Below are 12,611 nucleotides of genomic sequence, written 5' to 3'. Positions count from 1 at the left end.
GGTGTTGGCGGCCCCCGCAAGGGGATGCCTGTCGCCCCGGCAACGGGGAAAGGACAACGCCCTTCAGACATGACGAAGGAGATCAGCGTGACCAAACGGACCGCTGCCAAGTACAAGATCGACCGCCGCATGGGCGAAAACATCTGGGGTCGCGCCAAGTCGCCGCTGAACAAGCGCGAATACGGCCCCGGCCAGCACGGCCAGCGCCGCAAGAACAAGCTGTCGGATTTCGGCACCCAGCTGCGCGCCAAGCAGAAGCTGAAAGGCTACTACGGCGACCTGACCGAAAAGCAGTTCCGCAAGATCTATGCCGAGGCCGAGCGTCTGCGCGGCGACACCGGCGAAATGCTGATCGGCCTGCTGGAGCGCCGGCTGGACGCGGTGGTCTATCGCGCCAAGTTCGTGCCGACCATTTTTGCCGCCCGCCAGTTCGTGAACCACGGCCACGTGACCGTCAACGGCGCGCGCGTCAACATCGCCTCCTACCGCGTCAAGGAAGGCGACGTGATCGCGGTCCGCGACCGGTCCAAGCAGCTGGCAATCGTGCTGGAAGCGGTCGCGCTGACCGAACGTGACGTGCCCGACTATCTGGAAGTGGACCACAACAAGATGACCGCGACCTTCGTGCGCACGCCCGGCCTGGGCGACGTGCCCTATCCGGTCCAGATGGAACCGAACCTGGTCGTCGAATTCTACGCCAAGAACTGATCCTGCCGCAGGGTCGGAACCGGGGCCGCATCCTTTCGGGTGCGGCCTTTTGGTTTGATGCCGGCGGGGGTTGTGCAAACCCTTGCCGCGCACCAGGACAGGGCGGGGCAGCCGGAGGACGCGATGTCGCAAAACCCGATCTGGAAACCCGTTTCGAACGGACCCTTTTCGCCAGCCGCTGGCTGATGGCACCGATGTATCTGGGCCTCGCGGTCTCGCTGGCGATGCTGACCTTCATCTTCCTGCGCGAGCTGGTCCATTACCTGCCGCAGATCATGGACATGAGTGCCGAAAAGGCGATCCTCGTCGTGCTGACGCTGATCGACCTGAGCCTTGCGGCCAACCTGCTGTTGATCGTGCTGTTTTCCGGCTACGAGAATTTCGTGTCGAAGTTCGATTTCGACGCCGGGCAGGACCGGCCCGACTGGATGGGCAAGGTGGATTTTCCGGGCTGAAGATGAAGCTGATCGCCTCGATCGTGGCGATTTCGGGGATTCATCTGCTCAAGCGCTTCATGGAGATCAGCGATCTCGACACCGCGAAGGCCTTTGGCGAGACCGAGCTTTACTGGCTGGTGGTGATTCACCTGACCTTCGTGCTGTCGGGCGTGCTTCTGGCGCTGATGGACTGGCTTTCGGCGCGGTCGAACGGGCACTGAAGGCGGGGCGGGGCATCTTGGCACTGGCCAGCCGCGCCGCACCCCGCTAGAACCGCGCCACGAAGCAGGGAGACACCGATGCACCCGACCATCCGCCCGCAACCCGGGATCCTGGACATCGCGCTGTATCAGGGCGGGCAGTCGCATGTGGCGGGGGTCGCCAATGTGGTCAAGCTCAGCTCGAACGAAAACCCGTTCGGCGCCTCGGACCGCACCAAGGAGGCGTTCCAGCGCGCGGTGCACACGCTGCACCGTTACCCCTCGACCGACCACGCCGGCCTGCGCCAGGCGATTGCCGAGGTCTACGGGCTGGACGCCCGGCGCATCATCTGCGGGGCCGGGTCGGACGAGATCATCACCTTCCTGTGCCAGGCCTATGCCGGGCCGGGGGACGAGGTGATCCATACCGAACACGGGTTCCTGATGTATGCCATCAGCGCCCGCGCGGTGGGGGCGACGCCGGTTTCGGTGCCCGAACGCGAACGCACCACCGATGTGGATGCGATCCTGGCGGCCTGCACCGAACGCACGAAGCTGGTGTTCCTGGCCAACCCCAACAACCCGACCGGCACGATGATCGGGCAAGGCGAAATCGCGCGGCTGGCCGCGGGGCTGCCGGCGCAGGCGCTGCTGGTGCTGGACGGGGCCTATGCCGAATATGTCGCCGGCTACGATGGCGGCGCAGCACTGGTGGATGCGCGCGACAACGTGGTGATGACGCGCACCTTTTCCAAGATCTTCGGCCTGGGCGGGTTGCGCATCGGCTGGGGTTACGGCCCGGCGCATGTCATCGACGTGCTCAACCGCGTGCGCGGGCCCTTCAACCTGTCCACCGCGGCGCTGGAGGCGGCCGAGGCCGCGGTGCGCGATCAGGACTGGGTGGCCAAGTGCCGGGCCGAAAACAACCGGATGCGGGCCTGGCTGGCCGAGACTCTGGCGGAATTTGGTGTGCCGTCAGATACTTCGACGGCGAACTTCATCTTGGCCCGTTTTCAGGGCGCCGCCGAGGCCGAAGCCTGCGATGCGTTTCTGAAGGAACGCGGCCTGATCGTGCGGCAGGTGGCGGGTTATGGCCTGCCGCATTGCCTGCGCATCACCGTGGGCGACGAGGCCAGTTGCCGCCGCGTGGCCCATGCCATCGGCCAGTTCAAGGGTGCCCGGGAATGAGCGCGATCTACGACCGTGTGGCCTTGATCGGGCTCGGGCTGATCGCCTCGTCCATGGGGCATGCGATGAAGGAAAAGGGGTTGGCGGGCCATGTCGCGGGACATGCGAAAACCGCCGCAACCCGTTCTGCTGCCTTGGAAATCGGGTTTTGCGATTCGGTTCACGCCACGGCGGCCGAAGCGGTGGCCGGGTCCGATCTGGTTGTGCTGGCGGTGCCGGTGGGGGCGATGGCCGAGGTCGCGGCCGAGATCGGGCCGCATCTGAAGCCCGGCGCCTGCGTCACCGACGTCGGCTCGGTCAAGCAGGCGGTGATCGAAGCCGTGGCGCCGCATATCCCCGAAGGTGTCGCCTTCGTGCCCGGGCACCCGCTGGCAGGCACCGAACATTCGGGCCCGCACGCGGGCTTTGCCAGCCTGTTTCGCAACCGCTGGTGCCTGCTGACCCCGACCCCGCAATCCACGCCCGAGGCCATCGCCCGGCTGCGGGCCTTGTGGGAGGGCATGGGCTCGAACGTGGACGAGATGGATGCCCCGCATCACGATCTGGTGCTGGCGGTGGTCAGCCATACGCCGCATCTGATCGCCTACACGATGGTGGGGGTGGCCGACCACCTGCGGCGGGTGTCGAACTCGGAAGTCATCAAGTATTCGGCGTCGGGGTTCCGCGATTTCACCCGCATCGCTGCCAGCGACCCGACGATGTGGCGCGACGTGTTCCTGACCAACAAGGAGGCGACGCTGGATATCCTGGGCCGGTTCACCGAAGAACTGTTCGTGCTGCAACGTGCGATCCGCATGGGCGATGGTGAGCAGCTTCATGCCTATTTCACCCGCACCCGCGCAATTCGCCGTGGCATCATCGAGGCCGGGCAGGATACTGCAGCCCCGGACTTCGGCCGGGTGGCGGCAGATTCGACACGAAAGGTCTAGGGTCGGTGGCAGCGGTTGCGGCGGGGTGGGGGGGGGTCGGGGCGCTGGTGCTGGCGCTGATGATACCGGCGGGGCTGGTGCAGGCGGCACCCGAGGCGTCGATCCGGCCCTTGCCGCGCCCGGTCGAAACCCGGCCCGTGGCCGCCGCGCCGAAGCGCGACGAGGGGCCCCGCTTGCAGGCCACCGTCGCGGCGCTGAAGGCCGCGCAGGATGTCGCGGCCGTAGCGGCGGTTGCCGCGGCACAGGTCGCGCCGGCCGCGGAAGGCGCCCCTGCGGCGGCCGCTGCGCCCGTGCCCGAACCTGCGTCGGTGGCCGAAGCCGCGCCGGTGCCGCTGCCCGAACCGTTCGTCTTTGCGCACCCCGACGAAAGCCGCCTGGCGCTGGCCGCGCCGCAGCCGCGCCGCGACGGGGCGGCCGGCGCCGGCGCCTGGGCCGATGCCGATGGCCCGGACCTGCGCCCGCGCCGGCGGGCGGATGCGCCGGCGGTGGCGATGGCCGCCGCGGCCACGCCGACGCTGGGGGCGCTGTTCCTGTCGTCCTTGCGGCCCGAGCCGCGCCCCGGGGCGCGCCGGGCGGCGCCCTTTGCCCCGGCCTCGCCCGAGGCGGTGGAGCCCGCCGCGGTGATCCGCCCGGCTCCGGGGGCCAGCGCGCCGGTTTCGCGGCGCGGGTCGGTCTGCGGTGTGCCCGAAATCCGCGGCGAGGCGCTGGCCCCAATCGTCGGGCGGGTCAAGGGCTGCGGTGTGGCGCAGCCGGTGCGCGTCAGCGCGGTGGGCGGCGTGCGGCTGAGCGAAGCCGCGGTGATGGATTGCGAAACGGCGCGCGCCTTGCACGCCTGGGTCGAGCGCGGCTTGCAGCCGGCCTTTCGTGGCGAGGTGACGGCCTTGCAGGTGGCGGGGCATTACGTGTGCCGCACCCGCAACCACCAGCGCGGCGCCCGGCTGAGCGAACATTCCCGCGGCAAGGCGATCGACATTTCCGGCATCGTCTTGCGGTCGGGGCAAAGCCTGTCGATCCGCAACGACTGGCGCGGGCGGAACGGGCCGGCGATCAAGGCGGCGCACAAGGCGGCCTGCGGCATCTTCGGCACCACGCTGGGCCCCGGGTCGGACGGGATGCACGAAGACCACCTGCATTTCGACACGGCGGTTCAGCGCAACGGGCCCTACTGCCGCTAGCGGCCGCTCACCAGACCAGCCGGGGGGCGGGGCCCAGCGTGAGCGGGCCAAGCGCAATGCGCCCGCCCGACAGGCGCAGCGGCACATCCAGCGGCTGGCCGCCCGGGGCCAGCGCGGCCAGAACCTGTGCCCAGCTTGCGCGCGCCTCGGGGGCGATCAGGCCGGCGGCCACGGCCACGTCCAGCGCTTGCGCGGCGCCTTCCAGCCGCAGGGCAAGGCGGCCTTCGGCAAGGCCCGCGGCATCGGGGGTCAGCCGACCCGACAGGTGCAGCCGGATCGGCCCCCATTCGCCGCGCAGTTCGCGCAAGGTCAGGTCGGTCAGCGGCGGCAGCGCCTCCAGCGCCGCGCGGTCGAGCGGGGCGGCAAAGCCGGCCACCGCATCCAGCCGCAGCACCTCGGCCCGCTCGGGCAGCAGGCCGGGCGGCAGCAGCGCCAGCAGGCGCGGGTCGATGGTCACCCCGCGCAGGTCGAGGCCGATGTCATGCGCCAGCGCCTGCCCGGCGGCGGGCCGGGTCGCCAGCGACAGGGTTTCGGCCCCGCCGCGCAAGGCGCCGTCCAGGGCCAGCGCCTCGCCGGCAAGGTTGAAGCGGTCGAGCGCCAGCGCGGTGCCCGGCACCAGCACCAGGCTGGATTGCAGCCGCGCGGCGGCCAGCCGCCAGGGGCCGGCGGGGGTTTCGATCTGCTGTTCGGGCGCGAAGGCTGCGATCAGGTGCCAGGGCTTGTAGCTGAGCGCGAAGACCTGCGCAAAGGCCGCGCGCCAGCCCCATCGACCATCGGGCGTGGCGAGGTGCGGGTCGGTCAGCGTCAGGTCGATGCGGTTGGGGTAGCCCGCCACCGACAGCCCGGCGTGCCCGGCTTGCCAGCCCTGGGCCTGCATCCGGGTCAGCGCGGCCTCGGCCCCGCTGCGCGCGGCGCCCGAGGCGACCCACCACCACCCCGACCAGCCCAGAAACGCCAGCACCACCAGCATCAGCAAGGCGCGCATGCCCGCCCCCCCCTTTTCAAGCGCAAGGAGTTGCGTTCTACAGGCGGGCAGGCAGCAGGAAAAGACCCGCATGATGCACAGTTCCGGCATTCCCGCCCCGCTTTGGGTGTTCGGCTATGGCTCGCTGATGTGGCAGCCCGAATTTCCGGTGGCCGAGGCGCGGGTGGCGCGGGTTGCAGGCTGGCACCGCAGATTCTGCATGTGGTCGATCCATCATCGCGGCACGCCCGAGGCGCCGGGGCTGGTGCTGGCGCTGGATGCCGGCGCGGGGGCGGTTTGCCACGGGCTGGTCTTGCGCGCCGAGCCGGGCACCGAGGCCGAGACGCTGGCGCGGTTGCGCGAACGCGAGCTGGTGTCCTCGGCCTATCTGGAAACGCAGGTGGCGGCGGACCTGGTCGAGGGCGGGCAGGTGCAGGCGCTGGCCTATGTCATCGACCCGGACCATGTGCAGTATACCGGGCCTCTGTCGCTCGAGGCGCAGGCGCAGATCATCGCCCGGGCCTGCGGCGGGCGCGGGCGCAATTGCGATTACCTGTGGGCCACGGTGGCGCATCTGGCCGCGCTGGGGCTGGCGGACCCCGAGCTCGACTGGCTGGCATCGCGGGTGCGTGACCTGGTGGACGGCTGACGGGGCTTTCGCCCGCCGCCCGGGCTGTGGCATGGTGCGGCAAAAACAGGGCAAGGCATGATCGGGGTGCTTTTCAGGGTGATCGCGGCGCTGGTGCTGGCCTTGGGGCTGGCCGGGCCGGCGGTGGCGCAGCCGGCGGGGCTGTCGGCGCTGGCGCGGGCCGATGGCGCGGCAAGCCGGCTTTGGGTGCAAGGCGAGGATCTGGCGCTGGAGCTGGTGCTGTCGCAGCCGGTGCCGTGGCGGGTGCGGTTTCTGGCCGGGCCGCCCCGGCTGGTGCTGGATTTCCGCGAGGTGGATTTCGCCGGGCTCGACCCGGCGCGGCTGATGGCCGGGGCGCCGGGGCAGGTGACGGGTTTGCGCGCCGGGCCGGTGCAGGCCGGATGGTCGCGGCTGGTGCTGGCGCTGGACCGGCCGCGGCTGATCGGCGCGGCCGAGATGCGCACCGAGGCGCGGGGCGGCGACGTGGCGCTGCTGCGCCTGCGCCTGCGCCCGGCCGAAGCCGGCGAATTCGCCGCCGAAACCGCGCGCCCCGACCCGCCCGGCTGGGCCTTGCCGCGCCCGGCGGTGGCAGCCGCGCCGCGCCCGCCGCGCGGGTCCGGGCCGCTGGTGGTGGTGCTGGACCCCGGCCACGGCGGCATCGACCCCGGCGCCGAGCGCGACGGCCACAGCGAGGCGCGGCTGATGCTGACCTTTGCCCGCGAGCTGAAGGAGGCGTTGCTGCGCGCCGGCGGGTTCCGGGTGGTGATGACGCGCGAAACCGACAGTTTCGTGCCGCTGGAAACCCGCGTGGCGCTGGCCCATGCGGCGCAAGCGGATGTGTTCCTGTCCTTGCACGCCGATGCGGTGGCCGAAGGGCTGGCGACCGGCGCCACCGTCTATACCCTGGCGGCCGAGGCCAGCGATGCCGCCTCGGCCGCGCTGGCCGAACGGCACGACCGCGACGCGCTGATGTCGGGGGTGGACCTGACCGGGCAGGACGACCTGATCGCCGGGGTGCTGATGGACATGGCGCGCACCGAAACCGCGCCGCGCACCGACAAGCTGGCGGCGGCGCTGGTGCAGGCCATGCGCGCCCAAAACCTGGCGCTGCACAAGACGCCGCGCCGGGGGGCAGCGTTTTCGGTGCTGAAGGCGCCGGATATCCCGTCGGTGCTGCTGGAACTGGGCTACATGTCCTCGCCGCCCGATCTCGCGCGGCTGACCGACCCGAAGTGGCGCGCCCGCATGGCCGGGGCGCTGGTGGCGGGCCTGTCGGGCTGGGCGGCGCAGGACGCGGCCGAAGCCGCGCTGCTGCGCCAGTAGCGCGCGCCTCGCCGCGTGGCGGGGCCGCGCGTGCGAAAGGGCCTCAGCCGTTGCCCGACGGGCGGTGCAGCAGCGACTGCACGGTATAGACCAGGATGGCCAGCCCGACCGCCCCCGCCGCCGCGATGCCCAGCAGCGCAAGCAGGTCGATGGCGCCGCCGATGTCGCGCAGGCCCGAGCGGGTGATCCAGAACACGAAAGCCACCGCCAGCACCGCCCCCACCGGCATCGACAGCTGCGCCAGCAGGAACTTGCGCCAGCTGATCGCGCGGTCGCGGATCAGGACATAGGCATAGGCCAGCGTCACCAGAACGGCCGCGGCCACCATGCCCCAGAACAGCGCTTTGCCGAACATTTCCTCGAAGACGGCCAGCAGGGTTTGCAGGGTCAGATCCTTCATGGCGTGTCTCCTTCAGGCGTCGCCGCGCAGCATGGCGTTGTAGGTGGCTTTCAGGGCGACTTCCTTCATCAGCCAGGAAATCCACAGCTCTTCCAGCGGCGGGATGATGCCGGGGAAGCTGGGCACGAGGTTGTTGTTGTAGTCGAACTCGATCAGCATCGCGCGCCCGACCCGGGTGATGAGCGGGCAGGAGGTGTAGCCGTTGAAGGTTTCGGTGCCTTCGCGGCCTTGCAGCGCGGCGACGAGGTGATCTTCGACCACCGGCTGATGCCATTTGACTGACGCCGCCGTCTTGCCCTTGGGCACCCCCGCCACGTCGCCGAGTGCGAAGATCTCGGGGTAACGCAGGTGGCGCAGGGTCTTGCTGTCGACCTCGAGCCAGCCCTGATCGGTCCACCTGTCGGCCCAGGACAGGCCGGCCTCGCGCACCACCTGCGGCGCGCGCTGCGGCGGGATGACGTTGATGAAGTCGTAGCCCAGTTCCTTGTCGCCGTCGGGCGTGGTGTAGGTGGCGACCTTGCGGGCCGGGTCGATGGCCTTGAGCACATGGTCGTAGGCCACGTCGATGCCGCGTTCGCCGAACAGCATGCGCACCTTTTCCGACACGATCGGCACGCCGTACAGCGTCTTGTTCTGGGCGGTGTAGGTCAGGCGCACGTTGGCGCGGTTGCCCTTGCGGGTGGCCATGTCTTCAAGCAGGAAGGCCAGCTTCAAGGGCGCGCCGGCGCATTTCATCTCGGTCGCCGGGCGCCCGATCAGCGCCTGCCCGCCGCGGGCCACGAAATCCTCCATCGCGCGGAAGGTCGCGGCGGCGGCTTCGGGGCTGTGGTAATGCGCGCCGATGCCGTCGCGGCCGATCATGTCGGTCGAGAACCCCTCGATCGCGCCCCAGTCGAGCGTGAGCCCGGTGGCCACGATCAGGAAGTCGTAATCCACCCGCTGCCCGCCGGTGGTGGTGACCGATTTTGCCACCGGGTCGATGGCGGCGGCGTATTCGGCGATCAGCCGCGCACCGGCCGGCAACCAGTCGGTCGTCTGCGAAACGGAATAGCCCGCCGGTTTCAGGCCCGCAGCGATCAGCGTGAAGCCGGGTTGATACCAGTGCTGGGCGCGGCCGTCGATCACGGTGATCTGCGCGCCTTCGAGCCGCCGCACCAGGCGGTTGGCAAAGGCGGTGCCGCCCGCGCCGGCGCCCAGAATGACGATGCGCGCATTGGTGCGGACGGGTGCGGGGCGGGCCGGGCCGGTGGCGGCAAGGGTTGCGAGCCCTCCGGCCGAAAGGCCGAGAAAGCCGCGGCGCGACGTGGCGCCTCCGAGCAATGGGGTCATGCGATTCCTCCATTCATATTCCAGTTCTTGCATAGCTAAAAAGATCAGACCTTGATGCATGTCAAAACAGCGCAGGCCGAAGGATGCCATCGTCGCACAGGTTTTCGACGAAAGCCGCGATGGCGCGGCAAGAGAGGCATCATGCGCGTCACGATCAGAACCAGCCTTGCCTTGCGGGCCTTGATGTATTGCGCGGTGAACCCCGGCCGGATCGTGCGCAAGCACGACATCGCCGAGGCCTGCAACGTGTCGGAAAACCATCTGGCGCAGGTGGTGCATGCGCTGGGGCAAAAGGGGTTTCTTGCCACGCAGCGCGGGCGGGCGGGCGGGGTGACGCTGGGCCGCCCGATGGAAGCGATCACGGTGGGGGCAGTGTTTCGCGCGCTGGAGGCCGAGGTGCCGCTGACCGAATGCCAGGCCGCCGAAACCAGTTGCCCGCTGCGCGGCGCCTGCCGGTTGCGCTGTGTGCTGGTCGAGGCGCTGGATGCGTTTTACGCCCGGCTGGATCAGGTGACGCTTGCCGATCTGGTTGCCGGCAACGCCCCGCTGGAATCGCTGTTGCGCGCGGCCTGAGCCGGGCGCCGGCACTGCCCGGGGCCGGTTGGCGCGGGCAGGGCAACTGACATATAGCTGTCAGGTATCTGTGCCGGTGCAGGCCGCAAGGCTGCGCTGCGGGGTTCCCGCTGGCCGGTTCCGGGCGTAAGTGACAGTCAGGATCCCACGGCCCCGCGCGGGCCATGCCAGGAGTGCGAACCATGCTCAACAACATCGGCCTGCCGGGCCTTCTGCTTATCGCCGTCGTCGTGCTGGTCCTGTTCGGCCGCGGCAAGATCAGTGCGCTGATGGGCGAGGTGGGCAAGGGCATCACCGCCTTCAAGCGCGGCGTCAAGGACGAGACCGCCGAGCTGGAAAAGGCCGCCGAAGCCGCCCGCGACGTCACGCCCGAGCCCGCGAACAAGGACAAGGCCTGAGCCGCATCCGATCAGCACCGCGGGTTTCAGGGGGGCTTGAGTCATGTTCGACCTCGGGATGTCCGAGTTGCTGGTCATCGGCATCGTGGCGCTGATCGTGATCGGCCCCAAGGATCTGCCGGTGATGTTCCGCACCATGGGCCGGTTCACCGCCAAGGCCCGCAACATGGCGCGCGAGTTCAGCCGCGCGATGGAAGCGGCGGCCGACGAAAGCGGCGTAAAGGACGTGGCCAAGGATCTGCGCAAGGTCACCGACCCCAAGTCGATGGGGCTGGATGCGCTGAAGGATGCCGCCAGCCGGTTCGAAGCCTGGGATCCCAAGCGCAGCGCCCGCCCCGAGCCGGCGGCCTCCGCGCCCGCCCCGGCGGTGCCATCTGTGCCCGCGGCCCCGGCGCACGGCCCGGCCACGCAGGCCCTGGCAGAATCGCGTGCCGCGCAATCGGCCGCCGCGGCCGAAGCCGCCGCCGCCATGCGCGCCGCGCGTGACGGCGAACCGGGACAAGGGACATGAGCAACGACGACATCGACAACAGCTCGGCCCCGCTGGTCGAGCATCTGGCCGAATTGCGCAACCGGCTGATCTGGGCGGTCAGCGCCTTTGTGGTGGCCATGATCCTGTGCTTTGCGGTGGCCGACCCGATCCTGCGCATCCTGCTCAGGCCGATCGAGGAGGCGATGCGGGCGCTCGGCAACCCCAACCCGGTGATGCAGTATACAGCGCCGCAGGAGTATTTCTTCGTGCTGGTGCGCATCTCGATGGTCGGCGGGCTGGCGCTGTCGTTCCCGGTGATCGCCTATCAGCTTTGGCGCTTTGTCGCGCCCGGGCTTTACCGCAGCGAAAAGCAGGCGTTCCTGCCGTTCCTGATTGCGTCGCCGGTGCTGTTCGTCGCCGGCGCGCTGTTTGCGCATTACATCGTGACACCGATCGCGATGAACTTCTTTCTGGGCTTTGCCGATGCCTCGTCGATGCTGGCGGCGATGATTCCGGCGCTGGTCGATGCGCCGGCCGGGGCCCCCTTGCCCGATGCGGCGGCGGCGGTGCCTTCGGAAGGGATCGAGATCGTCTTTCAAGGCAAGGTGAACGAGACGCTGGACATCTCGCTCAAGCTCATCATCGCCTTCGGCCTGTGCTTTCAGTTGCCGGTGCTGCTGACGCTGATGGGCAAGGCGGGGCTTGCGAGCTCGGCGGGGCTGGCCTCGGTGCGCAAGTATGCGATGGTCACCATCCTGCTGGTGGCGGCCCTGGTGACCCCGCCCGACGTGATGAGCCAGGTGATCCTGTTCTCGGCTGTCTATCCGCTCTACGAGGTGTCGATCTTCCTGATCCGCCGGATCGAGCGCAAGCGCGAGGCCGACCTGCGCGCCCAGGGGCTGTGGATGGACGACGAAGACGACGACAAGCCCGAGGCCAGCAAACCGTGACCGACCCCCTGCAGCGCATCGCCGAGGCGCTGGATCGCCTGGCGCCCCGCCCCTTGCCCACCCCGGATTTCGCGGCGGCGCAAGCCTTTCTGTGGCACACCGGCCCCGACCGGCTGGACCCGGTGCCGCGGGTGTCGCGGGTGGACATCGGGTTGCTGGTCGGGGTGAACCGCGCCCGCGACACGCTGATGGCCAATACCCGGCAGTTCGCGCAAGGCCATGCCGCCAACAACGCCTTGCTCTGGGGCGCGCGCGGCATGGGCAAATCGAGCCTGGTCAAGGCGGTGCATGCCGCAGTGGCCGCCGACCATCCCGGCCTGAAGCTGGTGGAACTGAGCCGCGAGGATCTGCCCTCGACCGGGCGCTTGCTGGGCCACCTGCGCGCGGCGCCGGCCTTCCGGTTCCTGCTGTTCTGCGACGACCTGTCGTTCAGCCATGACGACCAGCATTACAAGGCGCTGAAGGCGGTGCTGGACGGCGGCATCGAAGGCCGCCCCGACAACGTGATCTTCTACGCCACCTCGAACCGGCGCCATCTGATGCCGCGCGACATGATCGAGAACGAAAGGTCCAGCGCGATCAACCCTTCGGAGGCGGTCGAGGAAAAGGTCTCGCTGTCGGACCGCTTCGGTCTGTGGCTGGGCTTTCACCCCTGCGACCAGGACCAGTATCTGGAGATGATCCGCGGCTACTGCGCCGCCTATGGCCTGCAGATCGATGCCGAAGACCTGCGCGCCCAGGCGATCGAGTGGCAGGCCACCCGCGGCGCGCGCTCGGGCCGGGTGGCCTGGCAATTCTTCTGCGACCTCGCCGGCCGCCACGGCATCGCCGCCGGCTGAACGGTGCAGGCCGGCCCCCGGGGGGCCGCCTCTCCGCCCCTGCCTTTCACCTTGCGGAAATATCCCACGGGGGGTGCGGGGGGTGTGAAACCCCCCGC

16 protein-coding genes are annotated in these 12,611 nt (G+C 69.7%); 13 read left to right on the top strand and 3 right to left on the bottom strand.

Translation table 11 applies throughout. From position 1 onward, the window contains the following. Positions 1-87: 87 nt before the first annotated feature. The 6 genes from rpsD to ACK4S2_RS11415 all read left to right on the top strand — a co-directional run bounded on the left by rpsD (position 88) and on the right by ACK4S2_RS11415 (position 4,637). The gene (gene rpsD, locus ACK4S2_RS11440; RefSeq protein WP_409624192.1) at positions 88-708 is read left to right on the top strand and encodes a 30S ribosomal protein S4; all 621 of its coding nucleotides are present in this window, start codon (positions 88-90) and stop codon (positions 706-708) included. 185 nt (positions 709-893) lie between these two features. Then, a complete protein-coding gene (locus ACK4S2_RS11435; protein WP_409624188.1) occupies positions 894-1,163 on the top strand; it encodes a YqhA family protein in 270 nt (89 codons plus the stop codon). Positions 1,164-1,165: 2 nt separating this feature from the next. Next, positions 1,166-1,366, top strand: coding sequence for a hypothetical protein (locus ACK4S2_RS11430; RefSeq protein WP_409624185.1), 201 nt, complete (start codon positions 1,166-1,168; stop codon positions 1,364-1,366). A 78-nt stretch (positions 1,367-1,444) separates the two neighbouring features. Beyond that, on the top strand, positions 1,445-2,533 hold the full coding sequence (hisC, locus tag ACK4S2_RS11425) for a histidinol-phosphate transaminase (RefSeq protein WP_409624182.1): 1,089 nt from the start codon (positions 1,445-1,447) through the stop codon (positions 2,531-2,533). Beyond that, the gene (locus ACK4S2_RS11420) at positions 2,530-3,462 is read left to right on the top strand and encodes a prephenate/arogenate dehydrogenase family protein (protein ID WP_409624179.1); all 933 of its coding nucleotides are present in this window, start codon (positions 2,530-2,532) and stop codon (positions 3,460-3,462) included. The genes hisC and ACK4S2_RS11420 overlap by 4 nt, the downstream gene beginning before the upstream one ends. A 5-nt stretch (positions 3,463-3,467) precedes the next feature. Further along, a complete protein-coding gene (locus ACK4S2_RS11415; RefSeq protein WP_409624176.1) occupies positions 3,468-4,637 on the top strand; it encodes an extensin family protein in 1,170 nt (389 codons plus the stop codon). 7 nt (positions 4,638-4,644) lie between these two features. Here the strand turns inward: ACK4S2_RS11415 and ACK4S2_RS11410 are convergent, their stop codons facing one another. After that, positions 4,645-5,622: a DUF2125 domain-containing protein gene (locus ACK4S2_RS11410; protein WP_409624173.1), complete on the bottom strand. Its 978-nt coding sequence runs from the start codon at positions 5,620-5,622 to the stop codon at positions 4,645-4,647. A gap of 88 nt (positions 5,623-5,710) precedes the next feature. On the opposite strand from ACK4S2_RS11410, the gene ACK4S2_RS11405 reads away from it, so the two are divergent. Together ACK4S2_RS11405 and ACK4S2_RS11400 are read left to right on the top strand one after the other, a co-directional pair. Further along, a complete protein-coding gene (locus ACK4S2_RS11405) occupies positions 5,711-6,250 on the top strand; it encodes a gamma-glutamylcyclotransferase (protein ID WP_409624245.1) in 540 nt (179 codons plus the stop codon). Positions 6,251-6,307: 57 nt separating this feature from the next. Further along, entirely contained in the window at positions 6,308-7,552 is a 1,245-nt protein-coding gene (locus ACK4S2_RS11400) for an N-acetylmuramoyl-L-alanine amidase (RefSeq protein ID WP_409624170.1), read from the top strand. A gap of 43 nt (positions 7,553-7,595) precedes the next feature. Here the strand turns inward: ACK4S2_RS11400 and ACK4S2_RS11395 are convergent, their stop codons facing one another. Together ACK4S2_RS11395 and ACK4S2_RS11390 are read right to left on the bottom strand one after the other, a co-directional pair. Further along, on the bottom strand, positions 7,596-7,952 hold the full coding sequence (locus ACK4S2_RS11395) for a DUF5368 domain-containing protein (protein ID WP_409624167.1): 357 nt from the start codon (positions 7,950-7,952) through the stop codon (positions 7,596-7,598). Between the two features lie 12 nt (positions 7,953-7,964). Next, positions 7,965-9,281 (bottom strand): FAD/NAD(P)-binding oxidoreductase, encoded by a 1,317-nt coding sequence (locus tag ACK4S2_RS11390; RefSeq protein WP_409624164.1) that lies wholly within the window; start codon positions 9,279-9,281, stop codon positions 7,965-7,967. A 141-nt stretch (positions 9,282-9,422) separates the two neighbouring features. Here ACK4S2_RS11390 and ACK4S2_RS11385 point away from each other — a divergent pair, with 141 nt between their 5' ends. The 5 genes from ACK4S2_RS11385 to ACK4S2_RS11365 all read left to right on the top strand — a co-directional run bounded on the left by ACK4S2_RS11385 (position 9,423) and on the right by ACK4S2_RS11365 (position 12,513). Then, positions 9,423-9,854: an RrF2 family transcriptional regulator gene (locus ACK4S2_RS11385; protein ID WP_409624161.1), complete on the top strand. Its 432-nt coding sequence runs from the start codon at positions 9,423-9,425 to the stop codon at positions 9,852-9,854. Between the two features lie 182 nt (positions 9,855-10,036). Beyond that, positions 10,037-10,252 carry a twin-arginine translocase TatA/TatE family subunit gene (locus tag ACK4S2_RS11380; RefSeq protein WP_409624158.1) on the top strand — a complete coding sequence of 72 codons (216 nt, stop codon included), beginning with the start codon at positions 10,037-10,039 and terminating at the stop codon, positions 10,250-10,252. A 43-nt stretch (positions 10,253-10,295) separates the two neighbouring features. Then, positions 10,296-10,763 (top strand): Sec-independent protein translocase protein TatB, encoded by a 468-nt coding sequence (tatB, locus tag ACK4S2_RS11375; RefSeq protein WP_409624155.1) that lies wholly within the window; start codon positions 10,296-10,298, stop codon positions 10,761-10,763. Continuing rightward, positions 10,760-11,674, top strand: coding sequence for a twin-arginine translocase subunit TatC (tatC, locus tag ACK4S2_RS11370; protein ID WP_409624152.1), 915 nt, complete (start codon positions 10,760-10,762; stop codon positions 11,672-11,674). The genes tatB and tatC overlap by 4 nt, the downstream gene beginning before the upstream one ends. Then, positions 11,671-12,513: an ATP-binding protein gene (locus ACK4S2_RS11365; protein ID WP_409624149.1), complete on the top strand. Its 843-nt coding sequence runs from the start codon at positions 11,671-11,673 to the stop codon at positions 12,511-12,513. Before tatC ends, ACK4S2_RS11365 begins: the two co-directional genes overlap by 4 nt. Positions 12,514-12,611: the final 98 nt, after the last annotated feature.

It is taken from the genome of Gemmobacter sp., assembly GCF_046292685.1.
Taxonomy (GTDB): Bacteria; Pseudomonadota; Alphaproteobacteria; order Rhodobacterales; family Rhodobacteraceae; genus Wagnerdoeblera.
The sequence above is the reverse complement of the archived record's forward strand: the minus strand, read 5'-3'. Positions and strand labels throughout refer to the sequence as shown.

Bases quoted from the DNA above. Each gene is read 5' to 3' on its own strand.
- tatB (WP_409624155.1), top strand. From the start codon at position 10,296: ATGTTCGACCTCGGGATGTCCGAGTTGCTGGTCATCGGCATCGTGGCG.
- ACK4S2_RS11385 (WP_409624161.1), top strand. From the start codon at position 9,423: ATGCGCGTCACGATCAGAACCAGCCTTGCCTTGCGGGCCTTGATGTAT.
- tatC (WP_409624152.1), top strand. From the start codon at position 10,760: ATGAGCAACGACGACATCGACAACAGCTCGGCCCCGCTGGTCGAGCAT.
- ACK4S2_RS11390 (WP_409624164.1), bottom strand. From the start codon at position 9,281: ATGACCCCATTGCTCGGAGGCGCCACGTCGCGCCGCGGCTTTCTCGGC.
- ACK4S2_RS11420 (WP_409624179.1), top strand. From the start codon at position 2,530: ATGAGCGCGATCTACGACCGTGTGGCCTTGATCGGGCTCGGGCTGATC.
- ACK4S2_RS11410 (WP_409624173.1), bottom strand. From the start codon at position 5,622: ATGCGCGCCTTGCTGATGCTGGTGGTGCTGGCGTTTCTGGGCTGGTCG.
- ACK4S2_RS11380 (WP_409624158.1), top strand. From the start codon at position 10,037: ATGCTCAACAACATCGGCCTGCCGGGCCTTCTGCTTATCGCCGTCGTC.
- hisC (WP_409624182.1), top strand. From the start codon at position 1,445: ATGCACCCGACCATCCGCCCGCAACCCGGGATCCTGGACATCGCGCTG.
- ACK4S2_RS11400 (WP_409624170.1), top strand. From the start codon at position 6,308: ATGATCGGGGTGCTTTTCAGGGTGATCGCGGCGCTGGTGCTGGCCTTG.
- ACK4S2_RS11395 (WP_409624167.1), bottom strand. From the start codon at position 7,952: ATGAAGGATCTGACCCTGCAAACCCTGCTGGCCGTCTTCGAGGAAATG.
- ACK4S2_RS11430 (WP_409624185.1), top strand. From the start codon at position 1,166: ATGAAGCTGATCGCCTCGATCGTGGCGATTTCGGGGATTCATCTGCTC.
- ACK4S2_RS11435 (WP_409624188.1), top strand. From the start codon at position 894: ATGGCACCGATGTATCTGGGCCTCGCGGTCTCGCTGGCGATGCTGACC.